Origin of the sequence: Streptomyces sp. BR123 (assembly GCF_013401435.1) — a bacterium.
Lineage (GTDB): Bacteria > Actinomycetota > Actinomycetes > Streptomycetales > Streptomycetaceae > Streptomyces.
In genome coordinates this window covers 1-26,905 of sequence record NZ_JACBGN010000075.1, presented here as the reverse complement: position 1 = coordinate 26,905, position 26,905 = coordinate 1, and the positions used below count along the sequence as shown (strand labels likewise).

The window sequence follows — 26,905 nt, the reverse complement described above, 5'->3', positions numbered from 1 at the left end:
GTCCAGGGGCGGGGGGGCCTGGGTCAGGGATGCGGTGATCAGGGTGCCCGTGGCCGGGGCCAGGCCGATGCCCGCGCCCTCGTGGCCGCAGGCGTGCAGCAGGCCGGGGACCCGGGGGTCCGGGCCGATGGCCGGGAGGTGGTCCGGGAGGTAGGGCCGGAAGCCGTGGTAGGTGCGCAGGATCCGTACGTCCGCCAGGACCGGGAAGAGCGCGGCCGCCTGGGTGGCGAGGCGGCGCAGGGCCTCGGTCGACAGGGAGCGGTCGAAGCCGACCCGCTCCCGGGTCGCCCCGATCAGGACCGGGCCCGCCGGGGTGCCCTCGACCACGGCCGAGGACTGCAGGGCCGCCGAGCCGCTGGCGACGTCGGCGATGTAGTCGGCGGCGTAGACCTTGTGCCGGACCACCCGCGGCAGCGGCTCGGTGACCAGGACGAAGCCGCGGCGCGGGAGCACCGGCAGGGTGACGCCGGCGAGTTCGGCGATGCGGCCGCCCCAGGTGCCGGCGGCGTTGACCACGGCCGGGGCCGCCAGTTCCCGGGACCGCGTGCGGACTCCGCGGACGGCACCGCCGGTCGTGCGCAGGATCGCGGTGACCTCCTCGCCGAGGTGGACCTCGGCCCCCGAGGCCGCGAGGAGCCGGGCCGCGGCCTGGGCGGGCTGGACCTGGGCGTCCTGCGGGTAGTGGAAGCCGCCCGCCTGGCCCGGGGCCAGATGGGGCTCCAGTTGCGGAAGGTCGTCGGGGGCGACCTCGACCACGTCGACCCCTGCCGCGCGCTGGCCCTTGGCGAAGGCGCGCAGGGCCTCCAGCGTGGCGCCGTCGGGAGCGACGACGAGGCCGCCCTTGGGCTCGTACTCGACCTCCCGCGGGAGCACCGCGGCGAGTTCGCGCCACAGGCCCGCCGAGAGCAGGGCGAGGTCGAGTTCCGGGCCGGCCTCCTTGTCGGAGACGAGCAGGTTGCCTTCCCCGGCGCCGGTCGTGCCGCCGGCGACGGGGCCGCGGTCGACGACGGCGACGCGCAGTCCGGAGCGGGCCGCGTAGTAGGCGCAGGCGGCTCCGACGACGCCGGCGCCGATGATCACGACGTCCAGGGGATGTCTCTTGGGCACGGCAGTAATATGTCACATTCTTTATGGGGTGCCCAGTCCTCCGTCGAGGCCCCGGCACGGGTTCGCTGGTGTCCGGCGGCCGGTCCCGCCCCCCGCCCGACCGTGTCGGAAACGGGACCGGCCGCCGGTGCCGGTCAGCTGCGCAGCGGCCCCTCGCAGCTGTAGCTCGACGTGCCGGCCCGGCGGTTGTCCCAGATCTCCACCGGGCCGAAGGAGCAGTTCATGTCGGCGAGGTTGTTGGAGGCCGCGCCCGCCCGGTCGAGGATGAAGTGGTCGACCGTCTCCGACATGTCCTTGAAGTTCTGGTCGTCACTGCGCCAGTTCTTCAGGTTCGCGGTGATCCGTCCGGTGCAGGTGAACCGGCGCTTGCCCGGGTCCCCGTTCTCCACGCAGTCCGGCGTGTTGTACGTGGCCGCCGAGAAGGCCGACTTCACGTTCGCCAGCGCCGAGTCGCGCAGCTGCTCGTTGGGCGTGTAGGTGGTGTTCGGCACGAACAGCTCGTCCACCTTGGCGATCTGCGCGTCCAGGAAGCGGTCGTAGTCGCGCTGGAGGTAGGTGTCCGCGCCGAGGCGGTGCCGCCAGGCGTCGTACTTGGCGACGTCGTTGTTGCGCAGGTGCGTGTACATCTCGCGCAGCAGCGAGGGCTTCTCGGTCCACAGGAACTCGAAGAACGTGCCGGCGTAGCTGTAGAAGCGGAAGCCGTCGCCGTCGTACGTGGCGTTGAGCAGCTGCTCGACCGACATGCGGGGGCCGCCGCCGGCCGTGTCGCCGATGATGCTCTTGACGAGGGACTTGCGCACGGCGACGCCGTTGTCGCGGGTGGCGCCGTCGAAGAACTCGGCGGTCCCCTCGTCCATCGCGGTCGTGCGGTCGCCCTCGTACCAGGGGCCCTCGCCGAAGAAGCCGGGGACGGCGAAGCGGCCGTTGAGGTAGTGGGTGTACTCGTGGCGGAAGAGCTCTTCGAGGGTGAGGGAGGAGTCCTGCGGGACGCGGCGCTGGTACGTGTAGAAGGTGGCGCCGTTCTCGATGTAGATGCCGCCGTTGTTGGTGCCGTAGCCGGTCAGGATGGGGTGGTAGTTCACGTAGTCGGCGCGGGAGGCGTACAGCACGATGTTCAGTGTGCTGTTGGGGTCGCCGGCGAGCGGCTGGTCGGTGCCGAGGACGCGGTGGAACTGCGTCTTGACCTGCTTGCTGGCGTAGTAGAGCTGGTCGACGGTGGCCCGGTCGAGGGCGGTGCGGACCTTGATGGCGCCGTTGTCGTAGGTGAAGGTGTTCGGGAAGAGCTGCTTCTCGATGTCCTCCTTGCACACCCCGTACGGCTTGCACGCCTCGTAGGCATTGAGCCAGGAGACGACCTTCGCCCACTGCTCGCTGCCGTCGCCGAACGTGGACCGGGCCGTCGCGAGCAGGGCCCCGAGGTCCGCGACGATCTGCTCCTTCAGGGCGGGCACCTGGCCGAAGCGGCCGTACTCGCCGAGGGCGTCGCGCGCCACCCAGGAGTTGCCGTTGTCCTTGAGGTGGCCGTACGAGGCGAAGGCCTTGAAGACGGCGCGGTACGCCGGGTCGGCCGCGACCGCCGCGTGGAAGGCGGTGTCCTGGTTGCCCGGGTAGACGCCGAGGTAGTTCACGGAGAGGGCCGCCAGGGCGGCGCCCGCCCAGGTCGGGTCCTTGTGCGTGGCGGGGTGGGACGGGTCCATGGTGGCCAGGACCTGCTTGATGAGGCCGAGCTGGTGCTGGCGCAGGCCGGGGGCGCTGCCGGCGTAGAGGGCCTCGCGCAGGGTGCGGGCGTTGGACGCGGTGACGTCGAAGGTACGGGCCGCGGCCCCGAAGTCGGCGATGGCCCGGCGCATGGCGTCCACGGTCGGGGCGTCGGTGACGTCGATCTCGGAGCGGGTGTGGTCGTGGTAGGCGACCGCGTGCAGGTACGTGAACATCTCCTCCAGATGGGAGGAGTTGCGGCCGTCGTGGGCGGCGGCCAGCGAGGATATCCGCCGCGACACGGCCTGGACGTGCGCGTCGGACATGACCGGGGCCAGGCGGGCGTCCCAGGTCCAGATCAGCCCCCGCAGACAGCCGTCGGCCAGGACGGCCTGGTCGCCGAGGAAGTCGGCGAACCGCTCGGGCGAGAGGCCCGTGATCCCGTCGAGGGTGCAGGGCACGCCGGCCGCGAGGGTGCGGCCGGTGGGGGCGGCCTGGGCCGCGGCCGCCTTGCGGCTCTTCTCGGCGCGCTCGGCGGGCGCGGCGGCGGCCGTGGCCGCGCCGGGGATCCGGCCGCCCGCGGCGGTGCCGGCTCCCGCTCCGGCTCCGGCTCCGGCTCCGGCTCCGGCTCCGGCGGCCCGGTCGGCGCCGGGGGCCAGGTCGGGCGCGGGGACGGCCTCCTTCGGCGAGGCCAGGCGGTCGACCTCGTCGAACGGGTTCGCTCCGGGCGCCCCGCCGGTGAAGGCGGCCGGCGCGGCGGCCGGCGCCGCGGCGGGAGCGGCGGCGGCCGGCCCGGCGGCCTGCGTGACGGCCTGGCCGGCCGTCGCGAGGAGGGTGACCGCCACGGCGGCGGAGAGGAGGGACGTACGCACGACTCTGTGCTGGGACACCAAGGACTCCTGTGGGGAAGGGAGGTGGGGGACATGGCGCGCAAGGGGTGCGTGGTGCGGAAAGACGAAAACTGCGCCGAGTCACATGAACTGCGCTGTGTCATCTGAACTGCGCTGTGTCACAAGGCGTTTGACGGGGATTAACGCGCCGCGGTGTGAGCTGTAACATAGTAATGTGAAATTGCACTGACAAGACCTATGCGCCCACCAGTTCGCGTCTTCCCGATGGAGCCCCACGTGTCCGACGCATCCCCCCGCCTCAACATCGGCAGTCACGACCTGCCGGTATCCCCCGAGTTGTCCCGCTTCATGGCCGGGGACTGGGCCGCCTCACCCCTGCCCGACTCGGTCCGCGTCCCCGCGTACGGCGTCACCCCCGCCCGCCGCGCCCGGCTCTCGGCGCGCTTCCCGGGCGAACGGCTGATCATCCCGGCCGGCGAGCTCAAGGTCCGCTCCAACGACTGCGACTACCGCTTCCGCCCCCACAGCGCGTACGCCTGGCTCACCGGCCTCACCGGCGAGGACCAGGTCGGCCACGTCCTCGTCCTGGAGCCCTCCGGCCCGCACGGCCACGAGGCCGTGCTGTACCTGCGCCCCCGCTCCCCCCGCACCGGCGGCAGCGAGGAGTTCTACCGGGACCGCCGCCACGGGGAGTTCTGGGTCGGCCGCCGCCCCGACCTGGCGGAGGCCGAGCGCCTGACCGGCCTGCGCTGCGACCGCCTGGACGCCCTCGGCACCCCGGAGGGCCGCAACGCCGCCACCGACGCCGAACTCGCCGCCGCACTCTGCGAACTGCGCCTGGTGAAGGACGCCTGGGAGGTCGGACAGCTCCAGCTCGCCGTCGACCACACCGCCGCCGGGTTCGAGGACGTCGTACGGGCGCTGCCGCGCGCCCTCGCGCACCCGCGCGGCGAGCGGTGGATCGAGGGGGTCTTCGGCCTGCGCGCCCGGGCCGAGGGCAACGGCACCGGCTACGACACCATCGCCGCGTCCGGCGCCCACGCGTGCGTCCTGCACTGGATCCGCAACGACGGCCGGCTGAACCGCGACGACCTGCTCCTGCTGGACGCGGGCGTGGAGACCGACACGCTCTACACGGCCGACGTCACCCGGACCCTCCCGCTGTCGGGGCGCTTCTCCCCCGTCCAGCGGCAGGTGTACGAACTCGTCCTCGCCGCCCAGGAGGCCGGCATCGCCGCGCTCCGCCCGGGCGCCAGCTTCCGGGACTTCCACCGGGCCGGCATGCGGGTGATCGCGGAGGGGCTCGCCGAGTGGGGCGTGCTCAAGAACGCGGAGGGCGACCTGCACCGGCGGTACACCCTGTGCAGCAGCGGCCACATGCTCGGGCTGGACGTCCACGACTGCGCGAAGGCGCGGGCCGAGACGTACCTGGACGGGGTCCTGGAGGAGGGGCAGGTGCTCACCGTCGAGCCGGGCCTGTACCTGCAGCCCGACGACGAGACCCTGCCGCCGGAGCTGCGCGGCATCGGCGTCCGCATCGAGGACGACCTGGTCGTCACGGCGACGGGCGCCCGCCTGATGTCGGGCGCCCTGCCCCGTACGGTGGCCGGCATCGAGGAGTGGATGGGGACGCTGTTGGAGGGCTGATCCCGGAGCGGGTACGCGGAGGGGGGCGGCGGGCGGCGCGCGGTGACTCGGACTGCCGTGCCGCCGACCCCCTCACCCCGTGCGGCTCCCCCTCACCCGGTGCGGCTCCCGTTCACCCGGTGGCCGCCACCCCGCGGGTGCGGGCGCGGCGGACCAGTTTGCCGAGCTCCCACAGGACCAGCAGGGCGAGGGCGGCCAGCGCGGCCCAGCCGAACTGCCGGAGGGTGAGCTCGGTGGTGTCGAGCATCCTCCGGAAGCCGTCCATCTGGGTGGACATGACCGCCAGGACGAGTTCCAGGAGCGCCGCCCGGTTCATCTGCCTGCTGTCGAAGGTGCTCGGGGTCAGCACGGAGTCCGTCTCGCTGCGGCATTCGAAGGCGGCCACGATCAGGCAGAGCGCGAAGGCCGTGAACGCGATGGAGTTGCCCGCCTCGGCGCTGCCGTAGCGCTCCTGCCCCAGCCGGATCAGCCCGAGCAGGACGACGGTGAGCGCGAGCCCGGCGAGGCCGACGGTGACCATCAGGCGGCCCGTCAGCACCGTCTCCCCACGGGGGCGGGGGATCCGCTCCATCAGGCCCGGGGTCTCGCGGTCGAAGCCGAGGGCGAAGCCGAAGGGCGCGTTGACGACGAAGTGGATCCACAGGACCTGCGGGGACGTGAACGGTTCACCGGCGGCGATGTCGAACAGGGAGGCGCCGAGGAAGGTCAGGACGAAGGTGACCAGCAGGACGAGGACGAACCGGATGTACTTGGTGAGGTTGTCGTAGAGCTTCCGGCCCTCCGCCACTGCGTGGATGATCGTGGCGAAGTTGTCGTCGGAGAGGATCATGCGGCCGGCGTTCTTGGCGACGCCGGTCCCGCTGCCCATGGCGATGCCCATGTCGGCGGCCTTGATGGCGGGCGCGTCGTTGACACCGTCGCCGGTCATGGCGACGACGTCGCCCTTCTTCTTGAGGACGTCCGCGAGGAGCACCTTGTGCTCGGGGGCGACACGGCCGAGGACGCCGATCCCGTCGATCCGGTCCAGCTGCTCCTGCTCGGGGAGGGCCGCGAAATCGGCCCCGAGGACGGCCTCGCCGGGGATGCCGAGCTGCCGGGCGATGGCGGCGCCGGTGGTGACGTCGTCGCCGGTCACCATGCGGACCCGGATGTGGGCGGCCTGGGCGTCGGCGACGGCCGCCTTGGACTCCTCGCGCGGCGGGTCGACCATGCCGACCAGGCTGACCATGTGCAGGCCGGTGACGAGGGCGAGCAGGTCGCCGTCCGGGTCGAAGTCCGCCGGGTCGAGATCGCGGACGGCGGCGGCCATCACCCGGCGCCCGTCGGCGGCCATCCGGTCGATCTGCTCCTGGGCCCGGCGGTTCAGGTCCTCGTCCCAGGGGACCGGGGTGCCCGCGGCGAGCGCGGTGGTGGCGCGCCCCATGACCGCGGGTGCGGCGCCCTTGACGAAGCAGCGGACCACCTTGCGCCCCGAGGCGTCCTTGGCCGCGTTGAAGGTGGCCATCAGCTTGTAGGTGGGGTCGAAGGGGAGGGTGGCGAGGCGGGGCAGGCGGTCCCGGGTCTCCTCGATGTCCAGTCCGGCCTTGTGGCCGAGGACGAGCAGGGCGCCCTCGGTGGGGTCGCCGACGACCTGGCCGTCCACCAGCTTGGCGTCGCTCGCGACCAGGTAGGGCAGGACGGCGTCCTCGATGCCGGCGGAGGTCCCCGCGGCGTGGTGGACCTTGCCGTCGAGGCGGTAGCCGGTGCCGGACACGGTGTACCGGTCGGTGGGGCTGATCACCTCGACGACGGTCACCTGGTTCATCGTCAGGGTGCCGGTCTTGTCGGAGTTGATGGCCGAGGTGAAGCCGAGGGTCTCGACGGACGCCAGCTCCTTGACGATCGCGTTGCGCCGGGCCAGGTTGAGGCTGCCGACCGAGAGGATCACCTGGCTGACGGTGGGCAGGGCCTCGGGGATCGCGGCGATGGCGAGCGAGACGGCGCTGACGAAGAGCAGGTCCCAGGCCTGGCCGCGGCTGCGGCCGAGGGCGAACATGACGACCATGGTGAGGCCGGCGGCCCCGGCGATCCACAGGGTGAGCGTGTTGAGTTCCCGGGTGAGCGGCGACTGCTCCCGCTTCGTCTCCGAGAGCATGCCGGAGATCTTCCCGAGTTCGGTGCCGCTGCCCGTGCCGGTGACGATGACGAGGCCGCTGCCGTGCGTGACCGGCGTGTTCATGAACGCCATGTTCGACTGGTCGCCCGGCCCGAGCCGTTCGGCGGGGAGGGTGCCCGTGTCCTTGGCCGCGGGGGTGCTCTCGCCGGTCAGGGCCGACTCGTCGATCTGCAGGGCGCTCGCCTCGACGATCCGGCCGTCCGCCGGGACCTGGTCGCCGGCCGTGAGCCGCACGACGTCCCCGACCACCAGCCGTTCGGCCGGGATCTCCGACTCGGTGCCGTCGCGGCGGACCCGGGCCGTCGCCTTCATCATCGACTTCAGTGCGTTCATGGCGCTCTCGGCCTTGCCCTCCTGGCGCAGGCCGACGACCGCGTTCAGCAGGGTGAGCAGCACGAGCAGGATGGCGGTGTTCCACTCCCGGATCAGCAGGGACACCACCGCCGCGGCCACCAGGATGATCTGCATGTAGCTGCGGTACTGGTCGAGGAAGCGCAGCCAGCCCGGCTTCGGCTTCTCCTCGGGCAGGGCGTTCGGGCCGTCGGCCGCGAGCCGCTCGGCCGCCCGGGCCGCCGGCAGGCCGACCGCGGGATCCACCCCGCAGCGGGCCGCGACGTCCTGCGGGGACTGCGCGTACCAGGCGCCGGGGTCGCCCTCCTCGCCTGCCGGCTCCGGCCGGTCCGTCATCCTCGTACCTCCGATCCGGAACCGGGTTCTACTTGCGGCGCTTCTCGCTGTCGTCCTCGGACCGGACGACGGGGGCCTCCAGCTCCAGCGCCCGCCGGGCCGTCATCAGGTCCTCGCGGGCCTTCTCCCCGACCGTCGGGTACTGCGGGTCGATCTCCATCAGGGCGTGCCCGAGGACGGCCGCGGCGCAGATGCGGGCGAACCACTTGCGGTCGGCGGGGACGACGTACCAGGGCGCCCACTCGGTGCTGGTGGCGGAAAGCACGTCGGAGTACGCCCGCTGGTACGCGTCCCAGTAGCGGCGCTCGCGGACGTCGGCGGTGGAGAACTTCCAGTTCTTCTCGGGCAGGTCGATCCGGCTGAGGAAGCGCCGGCGCTGCTCCTCCTTGGAGAGGTTGAGGAAGACCTTCACCACGCTGAAGCCGTTGTCGGCGAGGTGCCGCTCCCAGTCGTTGATCTCCCGGTAGCGGCGCTCCCAGACGCCCGGGTCGCGGCTCTCCCCCGGCAGCCGCTGGCGCCGGAGGTACTCGGGATGCACGCGGACCACGAGGACCTCCTCGTAGTGCGAGCGGTTGAAGATGCCGATCTCGCCGCGCCGGGGCAGCCGGCACTGGTAGCGCCACAGGTAGTCGTGGTCGAGCTCCTCCTCGGAGGGCACCTTGAAGCTGCTCACGCGCACGCCCTGCGGGTTGACCCCGCTCATCACGTGCCGGATGGTGCCGTCCTTGCCCGCGGCGTCCATGGCCTGGAGGCAGAGCAGGACGCCGCGGGAGTCCTGGGCGGCCAGCCGCGCCTGGTACTCGGCGAGCACCTCCACGCCCTCGGCCAGCAGGGCGACGCCCTCCTCCTTGGTCAGGTCGGCCTTGTAGAGGGGGTCGAAGTCCGCGGCGAGGTCCACGGTGGACCCGGGTCGGACCCGCAGCGGTTCGATGAACCGTGCGATGCGCTGGGCTCGATCGTCCGCCATCGGCACCCGTCCCTCCGGTCGTTCCGGCCGTACTTGCCAGGTTCGGAGGAGGTACGGGCCCGCGGCAAGTGCTGGGGGCCGTTCGGGCGGGTGTCCGGCACCGCATCGCCCGGCCGATGGTCCGGCCGGCACTGCGGGCAGCGGTGCGGGCGGCCGCGTGGGCGGCCGCCCGCATGCCTCTCGTTCATTCAGCCGGGTCCATCGCCCGTTTCCGCCGTGGTCACGTGCGCGCGACCGTCACCACCACCACGCCCAGTCCCCGCGTCCACCGCGGTCGTTCCACCAGTTCCTGTGGTCGTTGCGGTGGTCGTCGAACCGGCCGTCACCGCCGCGCCAGTTTCCGTGGTCCCGCCAGTGGTCGTGGTTCCAGCACCAGTCACGGTCGTGCCGGTGGCTCCAGCGGTCGCAGCAGTCGCGCCAGTCACCGCGCCAGCTGCCCCGCCAGTTGCCGCGCCAGTCGCACCAGTCGTGTGTCTGCGTGGTCGGTTGGGTTTGGGGAAGCGCTGCGGCGAACGCACCGCTCACGGGTGTCAGGCCGAGCGTGACTCCGGCGGCACTTGCAACAACCGCCGCAATGATCCCACGGCGCATGATCATGCACCTCCGAGCATTATTGACGAATGCCCACAGAAAAGGGCATTTCCACCCTCCCTCGTACCCCCTTCCGTGTCAAAGGCAAGGTCGAGACCACCGGCTTGAGCTGGACCTTCCCGCCATACGGAAAGGACTTCGGGGTTTTCCGGCGATTCGGCTATGCATCGAGGACGGCGATACCGTCCAGTTCGACCATCGCGTCCTCGTCCCAGAGGCGGACGATGCCGACCACCGCCATCGCCGGATAGTCACGGCCCGCCAACCGGCGCCAGATGCGGCCGAGTTCGGGTGCGTGGGTGCGGTACGCGGCCACGTCGACGGCGTAGACCGTGACCCGCACCAGATCAGCGGGGGCACCGCCCGCCGCCGCAAGGGCCGTCAGCAGACCGGCCAGGGCGCGCTCGAACTGCTCGGGCAGGGTCGCCCCGACCACCTTGCCCGCGGCGTCCAGTGCGGTCTGCCCCGCCAGGAAGACCAGCCGGGATCCGGTCGCGGCCACCGCGTGGGAGAAGCCCGTCGGCGGGGAGAGCTCCGCCGGGTTGATGCGCTCGACGCTCACCGGTACAGCTCCCGCGCGATGATCGTGCGCTGGACCTCGCTCGCGCCCTCGTAGATGCGGGGTGCCCGGACCTCCCGGTAGAGGTGTTCCAGCAGGTGGCCGCGCTGCAGGGCGACCGCCCCGTGCAGTTGGACCGCGTGGTCGACCACGTACTGGGCGGTTTCCGTCGCCAGCAGCTTCGCCATCGCCGAGCGACGCGGTACGTCCGGCGCGCCGGCGTCGTACGCGCCCGCCGCCGCGTAGACCAGCAGCCGGGCGGCCTCGGTCCGGGTGGCCATCTCCGCCACCCGGTGCCCCACGGCCTGCAGGTCGCCCAGCACCCCGCCGAAGGCGGGCCGCCGGGCCGTGTACGCCAGGGTCGCGTCGAGCGCGGCCCGCGCCATGCCGACCGCGAAGGCCCCCACGCTGGGCCGGAACAGGTTCAGGGTGGCCATCGCCACGGCGAAGCCCCGGCCGGGCTCGCCCAACAGGTCCTCGGGGCCGACGGGGACCCCGTCGAAGACGAGCTTGCCGATGGGGTGCGGGGAGAGCATGTCCAGGGGTTCGCCGGTCAGGCCGGGCCGGTCGGCGGGGACGAGGAAGGCGGTGACCCCCCGGGCGCCCGGCGCCTCACCCGTTCGGGCGAACACGGTGTAGAAATCCGCCTCGGGGGCGTTGGAGATCCAGCACTTCTCCCCGCTGAGCCGCCAGCCCCGCCCCGACCCGCTCCCCGGCCCGGCGGCGGACCGGGCCGCCCGCGGCCCGTCGGCGACGTCGGCCACGTCGGCCGCCTCGGCCGCCAGGGCCAGGGCCGCCGCGTCCGAACCGGCCCCCGGCTCGCTCAGCGCGAAGGCGGCCACCGCCCGCCCGGCCCGCACCTGCGGCAGCCAGCGCTCCCGCTGCGCCGCGGTGCCCGCGGCGAGTACGGGGTGCGCACCGAGCCCCTGGAGGGCGAGGGCCGTCTCGGCCTCGGTGCAGCCGTACGCGAGGGACTCGCGCAGCAGGCACAGCTCCAGGGCCCCCGCGTCGAAGACCCGCTCCAGCAGGCCGAGCTCCCCCAGCTCCGCGAGCAGGGGCCGGTTGACCCTCCCCGGCTCCCCCTTGTCGGCCAACGGCCGCAGCCGGGCGGCCGAGAGCGCGCGCAACCGCCCGCACCACTCCTCTTGTTCTGCTCCGAGCGCGAATCCGTTCATGCGGACATCCCCGGTTCTATCGCGTCCTGTTGACTGCCGTCACCATCACGATACGCTCCTGGCAGTCCCTTCCGGCCCCGGCCGGGAGGGACAGCACGGCCGGCTCCACCCACCTCGGTCCCCCGCCGGGGGCCGCTGCCGTCGCAAGGGGGCGAACCCGCCTTGGAGCTCAAGCCTTCCGCCCACGCCGACACCTTCGCGCGTGACCACCTGCCGCCACCCCACGCCTGGCCGCGGCTCCTCTTCGAGTTGCCCGAGCTGGCCTATCCGGACCGGCTCAACTGCGGGGCCGAGCTCCTCGACGCCACCATCGACCGGTTCGGGCCGGACCGTCCGGCATTCCGCACCGGCAGCGGCGAGGCCTGGTCGTACGGGGAGCTGCGCGACCGGGTCGACCGCATCGCCCACGTGCTCACCGCCGACCTGGGCGTGGTCCCCGGCAACCGGGTGCTGCTGCGCGGACCCACGGGGCCCTGGCTCGCCGCCTGCTGGCTCGCCGTGCTGAAGGCGGGCGGGGTCGCCGTCACCGTCCTGGCGCAGCAGCGGGCGCACGAGCTGGCCGCGGTCTGCGCGATGGCCCGGGTACGGCACGCGCTGTGCCACGCGGACACGCTGGACGACCTGGTCCGGGCCGGGGTGCCGGACCTGCGGATCACCCCGTACGGCGGCAAGGACCCCCATGACCTGCTGCGGCTCGTGGAGCGGCACGGGGCGCCGTTCCAGGCCGTGCGGACCTCCGCCGACGACGTGGCCCTGATCGCCTTCACCTCCGGCACCACCGGCCGCCCCAAGGGCTGCATGCACTTCCACCGCGACCTGCTCGCCGTCGCCGACACCTTCTCCCGCACCGTGCTGCGCCCCCGCCCCGACGACGTCTTCGCGGGCAGCCCGCCGCTCGGCTTCACCTTCGGCCTCGGCGGGCTCGTCGTCTTCCCGCTGCGCGCCGGGGCCTCGGCGCTGCTGCTGGAGCAGGCCGGCCCGCGCACCCTGCTGCCCGCGCTGGCCGAGCACGGGGTGACGGTCCTGTTCACCGCCCCCACCGCCTACCGGGCGATGCTCGACACCCTGGGCCCGGACGACGCCGGCGTCCACGACCTGTCGGCGCTGCGCCGCTGCGTCTCGGCGGGCGAGAACCTGCCGGCGGCCACCTGGCACGCCTGGTACGAGCGCACCGGGCTGCGGATCATCAACGGGATCGGCGCCACCGAACTGCTGCACATCTTCATCTCCGCCGCCGACGACGACATCCGCCCCGGCACCACGGGCCGGGTGGTGCCCGGCTGGCAGGCCCGGATCGTGGACGGCTCCGGGCGGCCCGTCGCGGACGACGAGCCGGGGCTGCTCGCCGTGCGCGGCCCGGTGGGCTGCCGGTACCTGGCCGATCCGCGCCAGGAGGAATACGTAAGGGACGGCTGGAACCTGACCGGCGACACCTACGTACGGGACGCGGAGGGCTACTTCCGGTACGTCTCCCGCGCCGACGACATGATCATCTCGGCGGGTCACAACATCGCGGGCCCGGAGGTGGAGGAAGCACTGACGCGCCACCCGGACGTGGCGGAGGCCGCGGTCGTGGGCCGCCCGGACGAGCGGCGGGGGCAGATCGTGGTCGCGTACACGGTGCCCCGCCAGGGCGCCACCCTGACGGAGGATGCCCTGCGGGCCTTCATGCGGGCGGAGCTGGCCCCGCACAAATGCCCCCGGGCGTTCGTTTTCCTGTCCGCGCTGCCGCGGACGGCGACGGGGAAACTGCAGCGGTTCCGGCTGCGCGATCTACAGTGAACTCGTGACCGAGCAGCACACCCCGCGATCCCTGATCGTCACCTTCTACGGCGCCTACGGGCGGTCCTTCGAGGGCCCGGTGCCGGTGTCCGCGCTGGTCCGCCTGCTGGGCGCGGCCGGCGTGGACGCCCCGTCGGTGCGCTCGTCGGTGTCCCGGCTCAAGCGGCGTGGCTTCCTGCTGCCCGCGCGGGCCGCGGACGGCTCCGCCGGGTACGAGCTCTCCGACGAGGCCCGGCAGCTGCTGGACGACGGCGACCGGCGGATCTACGGCGACCGCGTCGCCCGCGGCACGGGCGAATGGCTGGTCGCGGTGTTCTCCGTGCCCGAGCAGGAGCGGGCCAAGCGGCACCTGCTCCGGTCCCGGCTGGCCCGGCTCGGCTTCGGCTCCGTCGCCCCGGGCGTGTGGATCGCCCCGGCGCACCTGTACGAGGAGACCGGGCACACCCTGCACCGGCTGCACCTGACGGGCTACGTGGAGCTGTTCCGCGGCGAGCACCTCGGCTTCGCCGCCACCGCCGAAGCGGTGGCCCGCTGGTGGGACCTGACGGCCCTGGCCAAGGAGCACGAGGCGTTCCTCGACCGGCACGAGCCGGTGCTGCGCGCCCTCCAGCAGGGCGGCTCCCCCACCCCGGAGGAGGCCTACCGCGCCTACCTGCTCGCCTTGGACAGCTGGCGGCGGCTCCCGTACGCGGACCCGGCACTGCCGCACGACCTGCTGCCGTCGGACTGGCCGGGCGACCGGGCCGCGGCGGTCTTCGCCGAGCTGCACTCCCGGCTGCGGGACGCGGGGGCCCGGTTCGTGGAGCCGTAGCGCCGTGGAACCGCAGCGGATGCCCCGGGCCTCCTGCGACGCGGGCCGGGAGGGGGCGGCAGCGGCCGGCCGGGCCGCCGTCCTGAAACCCGGATGCGGGGGCGCCCGGCCGGGCTGCATCATGCGGGGCATGACCTGGACGTTCACGCACGACCTGGCGGCCTGGCAGGCCGCGGCGGGCCCGGCCGTGGCCGCCGACCCGGTGTCCAACACCCTGCTGCTGACGGTGGCCGGCGGGCTGCGCCGCCGGGGCCCCCACGCCTATTCCGACGACGCCCCGGTGTTCGGCTGGTGGACCGGCGCGGACGGCGCCGTGGCCGGCGGACTGCTGTGCACGCCGCCGTACCCGCTGGTGCTGGGCACCGTACCGGACGAGGCGGTGGCGGCCCTCGGCGAGGCGCTGCACCGGGAGCCGCTGCTGAGCGGCATCGGCGGGTTCAACGCGCGGCTCGCCCACGGGGAGCGGCTGGCGGCGGCCTGGGGGCGGCCGGTCGGCGAGCCGGAGGTGATGCGGCTGTACCGGCTCGGGGACCTGGTGGACCCGGACCCCGCGCCCGCCGGGCGCGCCAGGCCGGCCGACGGGGCGGACCTCCCGCTCGTGCGGGAGTGGTTCACGGCCTTCGCGTACGAGATCGACGATCCGGTGCCCGCGGACGGCGCGGTACGGGACCGCATCGCCGGGAACGGCGTCCTGCTGTGGGAGGACGGTACGGGCCGGCCGGTGGCACTGGCCGCGTTCAGCCCGGCGGAGGGCGGGGTCTCCCGCATCGGCCCGGTGTACACGCCGCCGCAGGAGCGGCGCCGGGGCTACGCGGCCGGGGTGACGCACGCCGCGGTGGGGGCGGCCCGCGCGGCGGGGGCGGCGGAGGTGCTGCTCTTCGCGGACACGGCGAACCCGACGAGTACGGGCGTGTACCTGAGGCTCGGCTTCCGGCCGGTGGAGGACCGAGCCGTGGTGACGTCGGCCTGAGCCGCACCGCCCTCTCCCCGCGGTCGCCGGGCGCCGGCGGCCATGGGCGGCGCGAGGTGCGGCGGCGGGAGGCGGGGCCGGTGGGCCCGGGCGCTGGGCCGGGCCGCGGCGATCGGTACACGTGCCGGCCCCGCGCGGGCGTCAGCCCTTGCCCGTCGGGGGTTTGCGGCTTCCTGCTCGGTAGGGGGGCGGCCAGGGGGCGGCCGGGCCGCGGTAGTCCTGGTCGGCGGCCGCGTGCAGGGTCCAGTGCGGGTCGTACAGGTGGGGCCGGCCGATCGCGCAGAGGTCGGCGCGGCCGGCCAGCAGCAGGGAGTTGACGTCGTCCCAGGAGGAAATCGCGCCGACGGCGATCACGGGGACGCCGAGGGCGTTGCGGATCCGGTCGGCGTACGGGGTCTGGTACGAGCGCCCGAACTCGGGGGCCTCGTCGGCGACGACCTGGCCGGTGGACACGTCGAGGGCGTCGGCGCCGCGGGCGGCGAAGGCGGCGGCGATGGCGACTGCCTCCTCGGGCGTGGTGCCGCCCGGCGCCCAGTCCGCGGCGGAGAAGCGGACGGTCATGGGCCGGTCCTCGGGCCAGGCCTCGCGTACGGCGTCGAACACCTCCAGGGGGAACCGCAGCCGGTTCTCCAGCGGGCCGCCGTAGGCGTCGTCGCGGTGGTTGGTCAGCGGGGACAGGAACCCGGACAGCAGGTAGCCGTGCGCACAGTGCAGTTCGAGGAGGTCGAAGCCGCAGTCGGCGGCCCGGGCGGCGGCTGCGGCGAACTCGCCCCGGATCGTGCTGAGTTCACTGCGGGTCAGCGCCCGCGGTATGGGCGAGACCCCGGGCCGGTACGGCAGGGCGGAGGCGGCCACCACCGGCCAGTTGCCCTCCGGGAGGGGGTCGTCCATGCCCTCCCACATGAGCCGGGTGGAGCCCTTGCGGCCCGAGTGGCCGAGCTGGACCCCGAAGGCCGTGCCGGGTGCCGAGCCGTGGACGAAGTCGACGATCCGCTTCCAGGCGGCGGCCTGACCGGCGGTGTACAGGCCGGTGCAGCCGGGGGTGATCCGGCCCTCGGGGGACACGCAGACCATCTCGGTCATCACCAGGCCCGCCCCGCCGAGGGCCCGCGCGCCCAGGTGGACGAGGTGGAAGTCCCCGGGGGTGCCGTCCCCGTCGGGGGCCGAGTACATGTCCATCGGGGAGACCACGACCCGGTTGCGCAGGGTCAGGCCGCGCAGCCGCAGCGGGGTGAACATGGGCGGGGTCGCGTCGTCGGGGCAGCCGAAGTCGCGTTCGACGGCGCGGGTGAACCGCTCGTCGCGCAGCCGCAGGTTGCCGTGGGTCACCCGGCGGCTGCGGGTGAGCAGGTTGAACGCGAACTGCCGGTCGGGCTGGCCGACGTAGCCGGCGAGTTCCTCGAACCAGCGCATGCTGGCGGCGGCCGCCCGCTGGGTGGAGGCGACCGCGGGCCGCCGCTCCGCCTCGTACGCGGCGAGCGCCGCGGGGACGTCGTCCTCGGCGGCCACGGCCCCGGCGAGGGCGAGTGCGTCCTCGACGGCGAGTTTGGTGCCGGAGCCGATGGAGAAGTGCGCGGTGTGCGCGGCGTCGCCGAGCAGCACCACGTTGCCGTGGGACCAGCGCTCGTTGACGACCGTGCGGAACGCGGTCCAGGCGGAGCGGTTGCCGTGCAGCGGGCGGCCGCGCAGGGCCTCGCCGAAGAGCTTGGCGCAGCGGGCCGCGGATTCGGCCTCGTCGCAGAGGTCGAGGGCGGCGGCCCGCCAGACCTCCTCCCGCATCTCGACGATCACGGTGGAGGCGTCCGCCGAGAACGGGTAGGCGTGGAGCTGCATGATCCCGTGCTCGGTCTGGGCGATCTCGAAGCGGAAGGCGTCGAAGGCGAAGTCGGCGGCCAGCCAGATGTACCGGCAGCGTCCGCTCGTCAGGGTCGGCCGGAAGTGCGCGGCCCCGCTCTGCCGGGTGGGACTGTGCACCCCGTCGGCGGCGACGACCAGGTCGTACGAGGCCGCCAGCGCCTCGGCAGGCGGTGCCGGGGTGCGGAAGCGGAGGGTGACGCCGAGGGCGGTGCAGCGCTCGTGCAGGATCTGCAGGAGCCGGCGCCGGCCGAGGGCGGCGAAGCCGTGGCCGCCGGAGGTCAGCATCCGGCCGCGGTGGACGATGTCGATGTCGTCCCAGCGGACGAACTCGGCGCTCAGGGCGGCGTGGACGACGGCGTCGGCCCGTTCGATGCCGCCGAGGGTCTCGTCGGACAGCACCACGCCGAAGCCGAAGGTCTTGTCGGGGGCGCTGCGCTCCCACACCTCCACCCCGTGGCCCTGCCGGGCCAGCAGTGCGGCGGCGTACAGTCCGCCCGGCCCCCCGCCGACCACCGCGACCCGGAGCGGGCCGCCCGCCGAGCGCTGCGCGAGGGGCATGGCGCTACCTGCCCTTCCACTCCGGGGGCCGCTTCTGGGTGAAGGCGGCGTGGAACTCGGCGTAGTCCTGCCCGTTCATCAGCAGGGCCTGGGTGTTGGCGTCGAGTTCGACCGCGGCGGCCAGCGGCATGTCGAGCTCGGCGGTGAGCAGCGCCTTGGTCTGGGCGTAGGCGAGGGCGGGGCCGGCGGCGAGGCGGGCGGCGAGTTCTGCGGCCCGCGCGTCGGCCTTGCCCTCCTCGGTGAGCTCGCTGAGCAGGCCGATGCGCTCGGCCTCGGCGGCGTGGACGGGCTCGCCGAGCATGAGGAGCCGGGTGGCGTGGCCGAGGCCGACGACCCGGGGCAGCAGGTAGGCGGCGCCCATGTCGCCGCCGGAGAGGCCGACGCGGGTGAAGAGGAACGCGAAGCGGGCGGTGGGGTCGGCGATGCGGAAGTCGGCGGCGAGGGCGAGGACGGCGCCGGCTCCTGCGGCGACCCCGTGCACGGCGGCGATCACCGGGAAGGGGCATTCGCGGACGGCGCGCACGACCTGGCCGGTCATCCGGTTGAAGTCGAGGAGTTGGGCGGTGTCCATGGCGAGGGTGGCGCCGATGATCTCGTCGACGTCCCCGCCGGAGCAGAAGCCGCGGCCCTCGCCGCCGAGGACGAGGGCGCGTACGGAGCGCTCCCGGGAGAGTTCGGCGAGGAGGTCGCGGAGGTCGGCGTAGGAGCCGAAGGTGAGGGCGTTGAGCTTCTCGGGGCGGTCGAGGGTGACGGTGGCCACGCCGTCCTGCCGGGTCACCCGCAGGTGGCGCCACCGCTGGGTGGCCGGGACGGAACCGATGAAGGGGCTCACGGGAACGACGGTATCACCGCATCCTGACTTCCGTCACAGAAGCGCGATATCCGGGTGGTGGTGTGCGGGGCCGCCCGCGGCGGCGGGCAGCCGGTCAGTCGGCGGACGGCCGGTCACGGACGGCCGGTCAGGCTCCGGGTCGGGCGAGGGTCGCGACGAGGACCGCCTTGATGGTGTGCAGCCGGTTCTCGGCCTCGTCGAACACGACGGAGTGCTCGGACTCGAACACCTCGTGCGTGACCTCCAGCGAGTCCAGCCCGTGGCGGGCGTGGATCTCGCGGCCGACCGCGGTGCCCAGGTCGTGGAAGGCGGGCAGGCAGTGCAGGAACTTCACGTCCGGGTTGCCGGTGGCGCGCAGCACGTCCATCGTGACGGCGTACGGGGCCAGGGCGGCGATCCGCTCGTCCCAGACGCCCTTGGGCTCGCCCATGGAGACCCAGACGTCGGTGGCGACGAAGTCGGCCTGGGCGACGCCCTCGGCCGTCTCCTCGGTCAGCATGATCCGGGCCCCGCTGCCGGCGGCGAGCTCGTGGGCGCGGGCGACGACGTCCTCGGCCGGCCAGTAGGCCTTGGGGGCGACGATGCGGACGTCCATGCCGAGCAGGGCGCCGGTGACGAGGTAGGAGTTGCCCATGTTGAAGCGGGCGTCGCCGAGGTAGGCGAAGGCGATGCGGTCCAGCGGCTTGGCGCAGTGCTCGGTCATGGTGAGGACGTCGGCCAGCATCTGGGTGGGGTGCCAGTCGTCGGTGAGGCCGTTGTAGACGGGCACGCCGGAGTGCGCGGCGAGCGCCTCGACGGCCGCCTGGCTGTCGCCGCGGTACTGGATCGCGTCGAACATGCGGCCCAGCACGCGGGCGGTGTCCTCGACCGACTCCTTGTGCCCCATCTGCGAGCCCGCGGGGTCGAGGTAGGTGGTGTGGGCCCCCTGGTCGGCGGCGGCGACCTCGAACGCGCAGCGGGTGCGCGTCGAGGTCTTCTCGAAGATGAGCGCGATGTTCCGGCCCGTGAGGCGCCGCTGTTCGACCCCCGCCTTCCTGGCCGCCTTCAGCTCGGCGGCCAGGTCGACCAGGCCGCGGAACTCGGCGGCGGTGAAGTCGAGCTCCTTGAGGAAACTGCGGCCGACGAGGTCGGTGGCCATGGCGGCACTCCAGGGTCGCGTGACGGGGAATGCTGGAAGTCTATACGAAAGACTGCATTCATATACAGTCCTGATTTCCCCGCCCCGCTCATCGTGCCTCGTCAGACGCCTCCCGGCGCACCGTCGACGGCCGGACGGGTCATACGGGATCCCGTTCCACCGGGCAGCTCATGCACCGGGGACCGCCCCGCCCCCGCCCCAGTTCGCTCCCCGGGATCTCGATGACCTCGATGCCCTCCTTGCGCAGATGCGTGTTGGTCGTCACGTTCCGCTCGTACGCCACGACCACCCCCGGCTCCACCGCCAGCACGTTGCAGCCGTCGTCCCACTGCTCGCGCTCCGCGGAGTGGACGTCCTGCCGGGCGGTCAGCACCCGGATCGAGTCCAGCCCGAGCGCCGCGGCGATGGCCCGGTGCATGTGCTCCGGCGGGTGGTCGCTCACCTTCAGGTCGTGCGCGCCGACGCCCGGCTCGATGGTGTACGAGCGCAGCATGCCCAGGCCCGCGTACTGGGTGAACGTATCTCCGTCGACCATCGTCATCACCGTGTCCAGGTGCATCAGCGCCCGCCGCTTGGGCATGTCGAGCGCGACGATGGCGGTCGCCGACCCGGCGGCGAACAGGCCGCGGGCGAGCATCTCGACCGCCTGCGGGGTGGTCCGCTCGCTCATCCCGATCAGGACCGCGCCGTTGCCGATGACGAGCACGTCCCCGCCCTCGATCGTCGAGGGGTAGTCGGCCTGCCCCTGCGACCAGAAGTGGAAGGCGCCCGACGCAGTGAACAGCGGGTGGTGCCGGTAGATCGCCTCGAAGTGCACGGTCTCGCGCTGCCGGGCCGGCCAGCGCATCGCGTTGATCGACACCCCGTCGTAGATCCAGGCCGAAGTGTCCCTGGTGAACAGGTGGTTGGGCAGCGGGTCCAGCAGGAAGTCGTCGAGCTCCATGGCGTGGAAGCGGACCGAGACCGGCTCCGCGTGCCGTTCCAGGAACTCGCGCTTGGTCATGCCGCCGACCAGCGCCTCGGCGAGGTCGGCCGACGACAGCCCGTCGAACACGGCCCGGAGGTGATCGGTGGCGAGCGGCCCGTACTCCTTCTCGTCGAACACCCGGTCGAGGACGAGGTGTCTTGCCTCGGGAATGTCCAGGACCTCGCGCAGCAGGTCGCCGAAGAGGTGCACCTCCACACCCCGGTCCCGCAGCACGTCCGCGAACCCGTCGTGCTCCTGGCGGGCCCGGCGCACCCACAGCACGTCGTCGAAGAGCAGTGTGTCCTTGTTGCTCGGTGTGAGCCGCTTCAGCTCCAGGTCGGGCCGGTGGAGGATGACGCGGCGAAGCCGTCCGGCCTCGGAATCGACATGGAATCCCATGGCGTACACGTTCGCAGACCGGACGGCTTTTTGATGTGGCGTTGGCTCAGGAGACCCGGCGCACCACGGGGCGGGGCCGGCCGGGCCGTGCGTCACAGCCGGGGGTCGACCGGCTCCGACTCCAGGGCGAGCACCGCGAAGACCGCCTCGTGGACCCGCCACAGCGGTTCGCCGGCCGCCAGCCGGTCCAGCGCCTCCAGCCCCAGCGCGTACTCGCGCAGCGCCAGGGAGCGCTTGTGCCCCAGGAACCGCGACCGCAGCCGCTCCAGCTGCTCCGGACGCGTGTACTGCGGACCGTAGATGATCCGCAGGTACTCCCGGCCGCGCACCTTGATGCCCGGCTGGACCAGGCGGCCCTTGCCGTCCCGGGCGTACGCCTGGAGCGGCTTGACGACCATGCCCTCGCCGCCCGCGGCCGTGAGCTCCAGCCACCAGTCGGTGCCCGCCCTCACGGAGGCCGGGTCGGCGGTGTCGACCAGGATCCGCGCGGTGCGGCGCAGCAGCCCGGTGCCGGCCGCCTCGTCGGCGGCGACGAGCCGGTCCAGCCAGAACAGCTGCTCGTCGTGGGGCACGGCGGCCAGCGACCGCCCGGCCGCGGCCAGCAGCTGGAACGGCGCGAACCGTACGCCGCCCAGCCCCTCGGTGGTCCAGCAGTAGCGGCGGTAGGCGTCGGTGAACCGGGCGGCGTCCTCGGCCCGCTCCCGCTGGCGCTCCAGCAGGCCGCCGGTGTCCACACCCCGCCCGGCGGCCGCGGCCAGGGCGGCGATCGCGTCGGGGAAGACGGCGCGGGAGGCCGCGCCGACGGCGGCGTACTGGTTGCGCAGCAGCCCGGCGGACTTCAGCGACCAGGGCAGCAGCTCCCCGTCGAGCAGCAGCCAGTCCGTGTCCAGCTCCTCCCACAGGCCCGAGTCGGTGACGGCCGACCGGATCCGGTCGAGGACCTGCTCGGTGGTCTGCGGGTCCGGGAAGAAGGGCCGGCCGGTGCGGGTGTAGACCGAGCCGGTGGCGGTGCCGACGGAGGCGAACCGCTTCCGGGCCGCGTCCGCGTCCCGGCACACCAGGACGGTGGCGCGGGAGCCCATGTGCTTCTCCTCGCAGACGACCTGGGCGATCCCGTCGGCCCGGTACTGCGCGAAGGCCTCCGCCGGGTGCTCCAGGAAGTCTCCGTCCTTCGAGGTCGCCACGGGCGCCATCGTCGGCGGCAGGTACGGCACCAGCCGGGGGTCCACCGCGAAGCGGCTCATCACCTCCAGGGCGGCCGCCGCGTTCTCCTCGCGCACGGCCACGTTGCCCAGGTGCCGGGTCTCCACGGTCCGCCGCCCGTGCACGTCGGCCAGGTCGAGCGGGCGCCCCTCCCTGCCCCCGGGGACCTCGGCGGCGAGCGGCTTGACCGGCTCGTACCAGACCTTCTCCGCCGGTACGTCGACCAGCTCCCGCTCCGGCCAGCGCAGGGCGGTCATCCTGCCGCCGAAGACGGCACCGGTGTCGAGGCAGATGGTGTTGTTGATCCACGAGGTGTCCGGGACCGGGGTGTGGCCGTAGACCACGGCCGCCTTGCCCCGGTACTCCTCGGCCCACGGGTAGCGCACCGGCAGCCCGAACTCGTCGGTCTCGCCGGTGGTCTCCCCGTACAGGGCGTGCGAGCGGACCCGGCCGGAGGTCCGGCCGTGGTACTTCTCGGGCAGGCCGGCGTGGCAGACCACCAGCCGGCCCCCGTCCAGGACGTAGTGGCTGACCAGGCCGGCGATGAACGCGCGGACCTCCCGCACGAACTCCTCGGGCTCGCGGGCCAGCTGCTCGACGGTCTCGGCGAGGCCGTGGGTGAGCTTGACCTTGGATCCCTTGAGGTGGCGGCCGAGCTTGTTCTCGTGGTTGCCGGGCACGCACAGGGCGTTGCCGGAGCGGACCATGCCCATCACCCGGCGCAGGACGCCGGGGCTGTCCGGGCCGCGGTCGACGAGGTCGCCGACGAACACGGCGGTGCGGCCCTCGGGGTGGACGCCGTCCTCGTAGCCGAGCTTGCCGAGCAGGGTCTCCAGCTCGGAGGAGCAGCCGTGGATGTCACCGATGATGTCGAAGGGGCCGGTGAGGTGGGTGAGGTCGTTGAAGCGCTTCTCTCGGACGACCTCGGCGTTCTCCACCTCTTCGACGGAGCGCAGCACGTGCACCTTGCGGAAGCCCTCGCGCTCCAGGCCGCGCAGGGAGCGGCGCAGCTCGCGGCGGTGCCGCTGGATGACGTGGCGGGGCAGCCCGGCCCGGTCGGGGCGGGCGGCGTTGCGCTCGGCGCAGACCTGCTCGGGCAGGTCGAGGACGATGGCGATGGGCAGCACGTCGTGCTCGCGGGCGAGCCGCACCAGCTGCCGGCGGGCCTCCTGCTGGACGCTGGTGGCGTCCACCACGGTGAGGCGGCCGGCGGCCAGGCGCTTGCCGGCGATGTAGTGCAGGACGTCGAAGGCGTCCTTGCTGGCGCTCTGGTCGTTCTCGTCGTCGCTGACGAGCCCGCGGCAGTGGTCGGAGGAGATGACCTCGGTGGGCTTGAAGTGCCGGCGGGCGAAGGTGGACTTGCCCGATCCGGTGGCTCCGATCAGGACGACGAGGGACAGGTCGGTGACGGGGAGCACGCGGCGGTCGCTGCTGCCGGTGGGGGAACCGGTGGTGTCGGTGCCGGTGTTTTCCGTGCCGGTGTTCTCGGTGTCCGTGCTTTCCGTGCCGGTGGCTCCGGTGCCGGTGGCTTCGGTGTCGGTGGTCATGCCGCCTCTCCCTCCTTCGGGGTGTCGGTGGTGTCCGTGGTGTCCGTGGTGTCGGTGTCGGTCTCTCCGTCCCGGGTGAAGACGGCCATCTGGGTGGGCGGGCCGACCTCGGGGTCGTCCTCGCCGACGGGCGTGAACTCCACGGTGTACCCGTGGCGTCCGGCGACGGCCCCGGCCCAGTCCCGGAACTCGGCGCGGGTCCACTCGAAGCGGTGGTCCGCATGCCGGAACCGCCCGGCGGGCAGCGTCTCCCAGCGGACGTTGTACTCGGCGTTGGGCGTGGTGACGAGGACCGTGCGGGGGCGGGCCGCGCCGAACACCGCGTACTCCAGGGCGGGCAGCCTCGGCGGGTCCAGGTGCTCGACGACCTCGCTGAGCACGGCCGCGTCGTAGCCGGCCAGCCGCTTGTCGGTGTACGCGAGCGAGCCCTGCAGCAGCCGCACCCGTCCGCTCTGCTTCTCCCCCATCCGCTCCAGCCGCAGCCGCCGGGCCGCGGTGCCCAGGGCCCGCACGGACACGTCGACACCGGTGATCTCGGTGAACGACACGTCCCGCAGCAGCTCCTGCACCAGCTGGCCCTGGCCGCAGCCGAGGTCGAGGACCCGGGCCGCGCCGGCGGCGCGCAGCGCGGCGACGATCGCCTCGCGGCGCCGCACGGCCAGCGGCAGGGGCCGCTCGGCGGTGTCGGTGTCCTCGTCGACGGCGTTGTCCAGGTCCTCGGCCTCGCTGCCGTCGGCCTCGGCCAGGCGGGCCAGCTCCAGCCGCTCCAGGGCGTCCCGGGTCAGCCGCTTGTGCCGGGCCAGGTAGCGGGAGGTGATCAGGCCGTTCTCCGGGTGCCCGGCGAGCCAGCCGTCGCCGGCCCGCAGCAGCTTGTCCACCTCGTCGGGGGCGACCCAGTAGTGCTTGGCGTCGTCGAGCACGGGCAGCAGGACGTACAGCTGTCGCAGCGCGTCGGTGAGCCGCAGCTCGCCCTCCAGGACGAGCCGTACGTACCGGGAGGCCCCCCACTCGGGGAACTGCTCGTCGAGCGGCAGGGGCTCGGGGCGTACGAGGTACCAGCCGAGCGGGTCGAACAGGCGGTGCACCAGCTCCGCCCCGCCGCGGGCGGGCAGCACCGGGATCTCGATCCGCAGCGGGCGGACCTGCCCGACGAGTTCCGGCCGGGCGGCGCAGCGGCCGTTCAGCGCGCTGCCGAACACCGCGCGCAGAGCCACGGCGAGCAGCGAGGAGGCGGCGTACGGGCGGTCGTTGACGTACTGCGCCAGCGCCGCGTCGGGCGCCCCGCCCCGGCCCTTGCCCTGCCCGCGCCGCACGAGCGCGACGGGGTCCACTTCCAGCAGCAGGGCCGCCGTGCAGCGCTCGGGCGCGGCCTCGGGGTAGAAGACGTGGGCCGTGCCGTGGGACGTGGAGAACGCCTGCGCCTTGCCGGGATGCTTGTGCAGCAGGAAGCCCAGGTCGGTGGCGGGTCGTTCAGGGGTACCGGTGGTGGAGATCGTCAGGAACACACGACCGATTCTTGCCCGTCACCCGCTCCCGCTGCTCCCCATTTTCCGGCCCGCCAGCAGGGCGATGCGGGCGGGGCCGATGCGGCAGCAGCCGCCGACGAGGCGGACGCCGGCGCGCTGCCAGGCGGCCGTGGGCCAGGGGGCGGGGGCGGCCGGGCGGGTCCAGGTGCCGGTGGCCGCGTCCCAGACGGAGCCGTCGTTGGGATAGGCGAGGAGTGGCAGGTCCGTGACGGAGGCGGCGGCCTCCAGGGCGGGCAGGACGTCCTGCGGGTCGCAGCAGTTGACGCCGGTCGCGATGACCTGCGGGGAGGCCGCGGCGAGGGCGAAGGCCTCGGTCAGGGGGTCGCCGGCGCGGGTCCGCCCGGCGGCGGCGGTGTACGAGATCCAGGCGGGGGCGCCCGTGTCGGCGAGGACGGTCACCAGGGCCTCCGCCTCGGCCGCGTCGGGAATCGTCTCCACCGCCAGCACGTCGGGGCCGGCCGCCAGCAGGGCCTCGATGCGCGGGCGGTGGAAGGCGGCGAGCTCGCGCACGCTCAGCCCGTACCGGCCGCGGTACTCGGAGCCGTCCGCGAGGACCGCCCCGTACGGGCCGACGGAGGCGGCGACCCACACCTCGTGGTCGGCGGCCTCCGCGGCCCGGGCCGCCAGGGCGACGCTGCGCCGCAGCAGGGCGGTGGTCTCCGCGGGGCCGTGGCCGCGGGCGGCGAAGGCCTGGTACCCCACCTGGTAGCTGGCGGTGATCAGCACCTCGGCGCCGGCCCGCGCGTACGCGGTGTGGGCGGCCTCGATCCGGCCGGGCGCCTCGGCGAGCACCCGGCCCGTCCAGAGGCCGCCGGAGAGGTCGCAGCCCTGGTCGGCGAGCTGGTTGCTCAGGCCGCCGTCCAGCACGACGGTCCTGCGGGAGAGGGCCTCGGCGAGCGGGCCTGACGCGCGGGGCATGGGACTGCGCCTCCTTCAGCGGAGCCGGGACAGCACCTGGGCCGAGATCAGCTCCAGGTGGTCCAGGTCGTCGAGGTCGAGCAGTTGGAGGTAGACGCGGGAGGAGCCGATGGCCTCGTAGGTGCCGATCTTGTGGACGACCTCGGCGGGCGAGCCGGCCAGGCCGTTGGCCTTGAGCTCGTCGACGTCCCGGCCGATGGCGGCGGCCCGGCGGGCGACCTCGGCGTCGTCCCGGCCCACGCAAACCACCAGGGCGTTCGAATAGACGAGGTCGTCGGGCTTGCGTCCGGCTTCCTCCGCGGCGCTGCGCACCCGGTCGAACTGCCGCTCGCTGTCCGCGATCGAGGCGAAGGGCATGTTGAACTCGTCTGCGTAGCGGGCGGCGAGGCGCGGGGTGCGCTTGGCGCCGTGGCCGCCGATGATGACGGGCACCTTGGTCTGGGCGGGCTTGGGCAGCGCCGGGGAGTTCTCCACCCGGTAGTGGGTGCCCGCGAAGTCGAACACGGCCCCCGGCTCGGTGGCCCACAGGCCGGTGACGATGGCCAGCTGCTCCTCCAGGCGGGCCATCCGATCCGCAGGGAAGGGGATCCCGTACGCCTTGTGCTCCTCCTCGAACCAGCCTGCGCCCAGGCCGAGTTCGATGCGCCCGCCGGACATCTGGTCGACCTGCGCGACCTGGATGGCAAGGACGCCGGGCAGCCGGAAGGTACCGGCCGTCATCAGCGTGCCCAGCCGGATCCGGCGCGTCTCCCGCGCCAGGCCGGCGAGGGTGATCCAGGCGTCGGTGGGCCCGGGCAGCCCGTCGGCCGACCCCATCTTCAGGTAGTGGTCGGACCGGAAGAACGCGTCGAAGCCGAGGTCCTCGGTGGCCTTCGCAACGGCCAGGAGGGTGTCGTAGCTCGCACCCTGCTGGGGCTCGGTGAAGATACGGAGATCCATGCCCCCCATCCTGCCCCCATC

General features: G+C 73.6%; 19 protein-coding genes. 4 read left to right on the top strand and 15 right to left on the bottom strand.

What is annotated here, in order from left to right; all coding sequences use genetic code 11:
* Together HYE82_RS14835 and HYE82_RS14830 are read right to left on the bottom strand one after the other, a co-directional pair.
* Positions 1–1,107, bottom strand: a 1,107-nt coding sequence (locus HYE82_RS14835) for an FAD-binding oxidoreductase (RefSeq protein ID WP_179174518.1), incomplete at its 3' end; no start/stop codon positions are given.
* 134 nt (positions 1,108–1,241) lie between these two features.
* Positions 1,242–3,695 (bottom strand): collagenase, encoded by a 2,454-nt coding sequence (locus HYE82_RS14830; RefSeq protein ID WP_179174517.1) that lies wholly within the window; start codon positions 3,693–3,695, stop codon positions 1,242–1,244.
* A gap of 237 nt (positions 3,696–3,932) precedes the next feature.
* Between HYE82_RS14830 and HYE82_RS14825 the strand changes: the two genes are divergently transcribed.
* Positions 3,933–5,303 (top strand): Xaa-Pro aminopeptidase, encoded by a 1,371-nt coding sequence (locus HYE82_RS14825; RefSeq protein ID WP_309144324.1) that lies wholly within the window; start codon positions 3,933–3,935, stop codon positions 5,301–5,303.
* A gap of 112 nt (positions 5,304–5,415) precedes the next feature.
* On the opposite strand, the gene HYE82_RS14820 is transcribed toward HYE82_RS14825, so the two are convergent.
* The 5 genes from HYE82_RS14820 to HYE82_RS14800 form a co-directional block, all read right to left on the bottom strand.
* Complete coding sequence (locus HYE82_RS14820; RefSeq protein ID WP_179174515.1) at positions 5,416–8,145, bottom strand: HAD-IC family P-type ATPase; 2,730 nt, start codon at positions 8,143–8,145, stop codon at positions 5,416–5,418.
* 28 nt (positions 8,146–8,173) lie between these two features.
* Positions 8,174–9,112 carry a polyphosphate kinase 2 family protein gene (locus HYE82_RS14815; RefSeq protein ID WP_179174514.1) on the bottom strand — a complete coding sequence of 313 codons (939 nt, stop codon included), beginning with the start codon at positions 9,110–9,112 and terminating at the stop codon, positions 8,174–8,176.
* Positions 9,113–9,349: 237 nt separating this feature from the next.
* Positions 9,350–9,637 carry a hypothetical protein gene (locus HYE82_RS14810; protein ID WP_179174513.1) on the bottom strand — a complete coding sequence of 96 codons (288 nt, stop codon included), beginning with the start codon at positions 9,635–9,637 and terminating at the stop codon, positions 9,350–9,352.
* 226 nt (positions 9,638–9,863) lie between these two features.
* Positions 9,864–10,265, bottom strand: coding sequence for a RidA family protein (locus tag HYE82_RS14805; protein WP_179174512.1), 402 nt, complete (start codon positions 10,263–10,265; stop codon positions 9,864–9,866).
* Positions 10,262–11,437 carry an acyl-CoA dehydrogenase family protein gene (locus HYE82_RS14800; protein ID WP_179174511.1) on the bottom strand — a complete coding sequence of 392 codons (1,176 nt, stop codon included), beginning with the start codon at positions 11,435–11,437 and terminating at the stop codon, positions 10,262–10,264. The genes HYE82_RS14805 and HYE82_RS14800 overlap by 4 nt, the downstream gene beginning before the upstream one ends.
* A gap of 162 nt (positions 11,438–11,599) precedes the next feature.
* Between HYE82_RS14800 and HYE82_RS14795 the strand changes: the two genes are divergently transcribed.
* The 3 genes from HYE82_RS14795 (at position 11,600) to HYE82_RS14785 (ending at position 15,000) form a co-directional block, all read left to right on the top strand.
* Positions 11,600–13,219: an AMP-binding protein gene (locus tag HYE82_RS14795; protein ID WP_179174510.1), complete on the top strand. Its 1,620-nt coding sequence runs from the start codon at positions 11,600–11,602 to the stop codon at positions 13,217–13,219.
* Between the two features lie 4 nt (positions 13,220–13,223).
* On the top strand, positions 13,224–14,030 hold the full coding sequence (locus tag HYE82_RS14790) for a PaaX family transcriptional regulator C-terminal domain-containing protein (protein ID WP_179174509.1): 807 nt from the start codon (positions 13,224–13,226) through the stop codon (positions 14,028–14,030).
* Positions 14,031–14,160: 130 nt separating this feature from the next.
* Positions 14,161–15,000, top strand: coding sequence for a GNAT family N-acetyltransferase (locus tag HYE82_RS14785; RefSeq protein ID WP_179174508.1), 840 nt, complete (start codon positions 14,161–14,163; stop codon positions 14,998–15,000).
* Positions 15,001–15,141: 141 nt separating this feature from the next.
* Here HYE82_RS14785 and HYE82_RS14780 read toward each other — a convergent pair whose 3' ends face one another.
* The 8 genes from HYE82_RS14780 to HYE82_RS14745 form a co-directional block, all read right to left on the bottom strand.
* Positions 15,142–17,415, bottom strand: a complete 2,274-nt coding sequence (locus HYE82_RS14780) for a bifunctional salicylyl-CoA 5-hydroxylase/oxidoreductase (protein WP_179174507.1) — start codon at positions 17,413–17,415, stop codon at positions 15,142–15,144.
* 4 nt (positions 17,416–17,419) lie between these two features.
* Positions 17,420–18,247 carry an enoyl-CoA hydratase family protein gene (locus HYE82_RS14775; RefSeq protein ID WP_179174506.1) on the bottom strand — a complete coding sequence of 276 codons (828 nt, stop codon included), beginning with the start codon at positions 18,245–18,247 and terminating at the stop codon, positions 17,420–17,422.
* 127 nt (positions 18,248–18,374) lie between these two features.
* On the bottom strand, positions 18,375–19,385 hold the full coding sequence (gene argF / locus HYE82_RS14770) for an ornithine carbamoyltransferase (RefSeq protein ID WP_179174505.1): 1,011 nt from the start codon (positions 19,383–19,385) through the stop codon (positions 18,375–18,377).
* 139 nt (positions 19,386–19,524) lie between these two features.
* The gene (locus HYE82_RS14765) at positions 19,525–20,751 is read right to left on the bottom strand and encodes an arginine deiminase (protein WP_179174504.1); all 1,227 of its coding nucleotides are present in this window, start codon (positions 20,749–20,751) and stop codon (positions 19,525–19,527) included.
* 92 nt (positions 20,752–20,843) lie between these two features.
* The gene (locus tag HYE82_RS14760; protein WP_179174503.1) at positions 20,844–23,501 is read right to left on the bottom strand and encodes a polynucleotide kinase-phosphatase; all 2,658 of its coding nucleotides are present in this window, start codon (positions 23,499–23,501) and stop codon (positions 20,844–20,846) included.
* Positions 23,498–25,006, bottom strand: coding sequence for a 3' terminal RNA ribose 2'-O-methyltransferase Hen1 (locus HYE82_RS14755; protein ID WP_179174502.1), 1,509 nt, complete (start codon positions 25,004–25,006; stop codon positions 23,498–23,500). Before HYE82_RS14755 ends, HYE82_RS14760 begins: the two co-directional genes overlap by 4 nt.
* Positions 25,007–25,024: 18 nt before the next feature.
* A complete protein-coding gene (gene mmuM / locus HYE82_RS14750) occupies positions 25,025–25,945 on the bottom strand; it encodes a homocysteine S-methyltransferase (protein ID WP_179174501.1) in 921 nt (306 codons plus the stop codon).
* 15 nt (positions 25,946–25,960) lie between these two features.
* Positions 25,961–26,884 carry an LLM class F420-dependent oxidoreductase gene (locus tag HYE82_RS14745; protein ID WP_179174500.1) on the bottom strand — a complete coding sequence of 308 codons (924 nt, stop codon included), beginning with the start codon at positions 26,882–26,884 and terminating at the stop codon, positions 25,961–25,963.
* Positions 26,885–26,905 lie beyond the last annotated feature (21 nt).

What these genes read in the sequence shown, in the direction of transcription:
- HYE82_RS14760 (WP_179174503.1), bottom strand. Translation starts at nt 23,501, where the DNA reads ATGACCACCGACACCGAAGCCACCGGCACCGGAGCCACCGGCACGGAA.
- HYE82_RS14765 (WP_179174504.1), bottom strand. Translation starts at nt 20,751, where the DNA reads ATGGGATTCCATGTCGATTCCGAGGCCGGACGGCTTCGCCGCGTCATC.
- HYE82_RS14815 (WP_179174514.1), bottom strand. Translation starts at nt 9,112, where the DNA reads ATGGCGGACGATCGAGCCCAGCGCATCGCACGGTTCATCGAACCGCTG.
- argF (WP_179174505.1), bottom strand. Translation starts at nt 19,385, where the DNA reads ATGGCCACCGACCTCGTCGGCCGCAGTTTCCTCAAGGAGCTCGACTTC.
- HYE82_RS14820 (WP_179174515.1), bottom strand. Translation starts at nt 8,145, where the DNA reads ATGACGGACCGGCCGGAGCCGGCAGGCGAGGAGGGCGACCCCGGCGCC.
- HYE82_RS14800 (WP_179174511.1), bottom strand. Translation starts at nt 11,437, where the DNA reads ATGAACGGATTCGCGCTCGGAGCAGAACAAGAGGAGTGGTGCGGGCGG.
- HYE82_RS14780 (WP_179174507.1), bottom strand. Translation starts at nt 17,415, where the DNA reads ATGCCCCTCGCGCAGCGCTCGGCGGGCGGCCCGCTCCGGGTCGCGGTG.
- HYE82_RS14745 (WP_179174500.1), bottom strand. Translation starts at nt 26,884, where the DNA reads ATGGATCTCCGTATCTTCACCGAGCCCCAGCAGGGTGCGAGCTACGAC.
- mmuM (WP_179174501.1), bottom strand. Translation starts at nt 25,945, where the DNA reads ATGCCCCGCGCGTCAGGCCCGCTCGCCGAGGCCCTCTCCCGCAGGACC.
- HYE82_RS14785 (WP_179174508.1), top strand. Translation starts at nt 14,161, where the DNA reads ATGACCTGGACGTTCACGCACGACCTGGCGGCCTGGCAGGCCGCGGCG.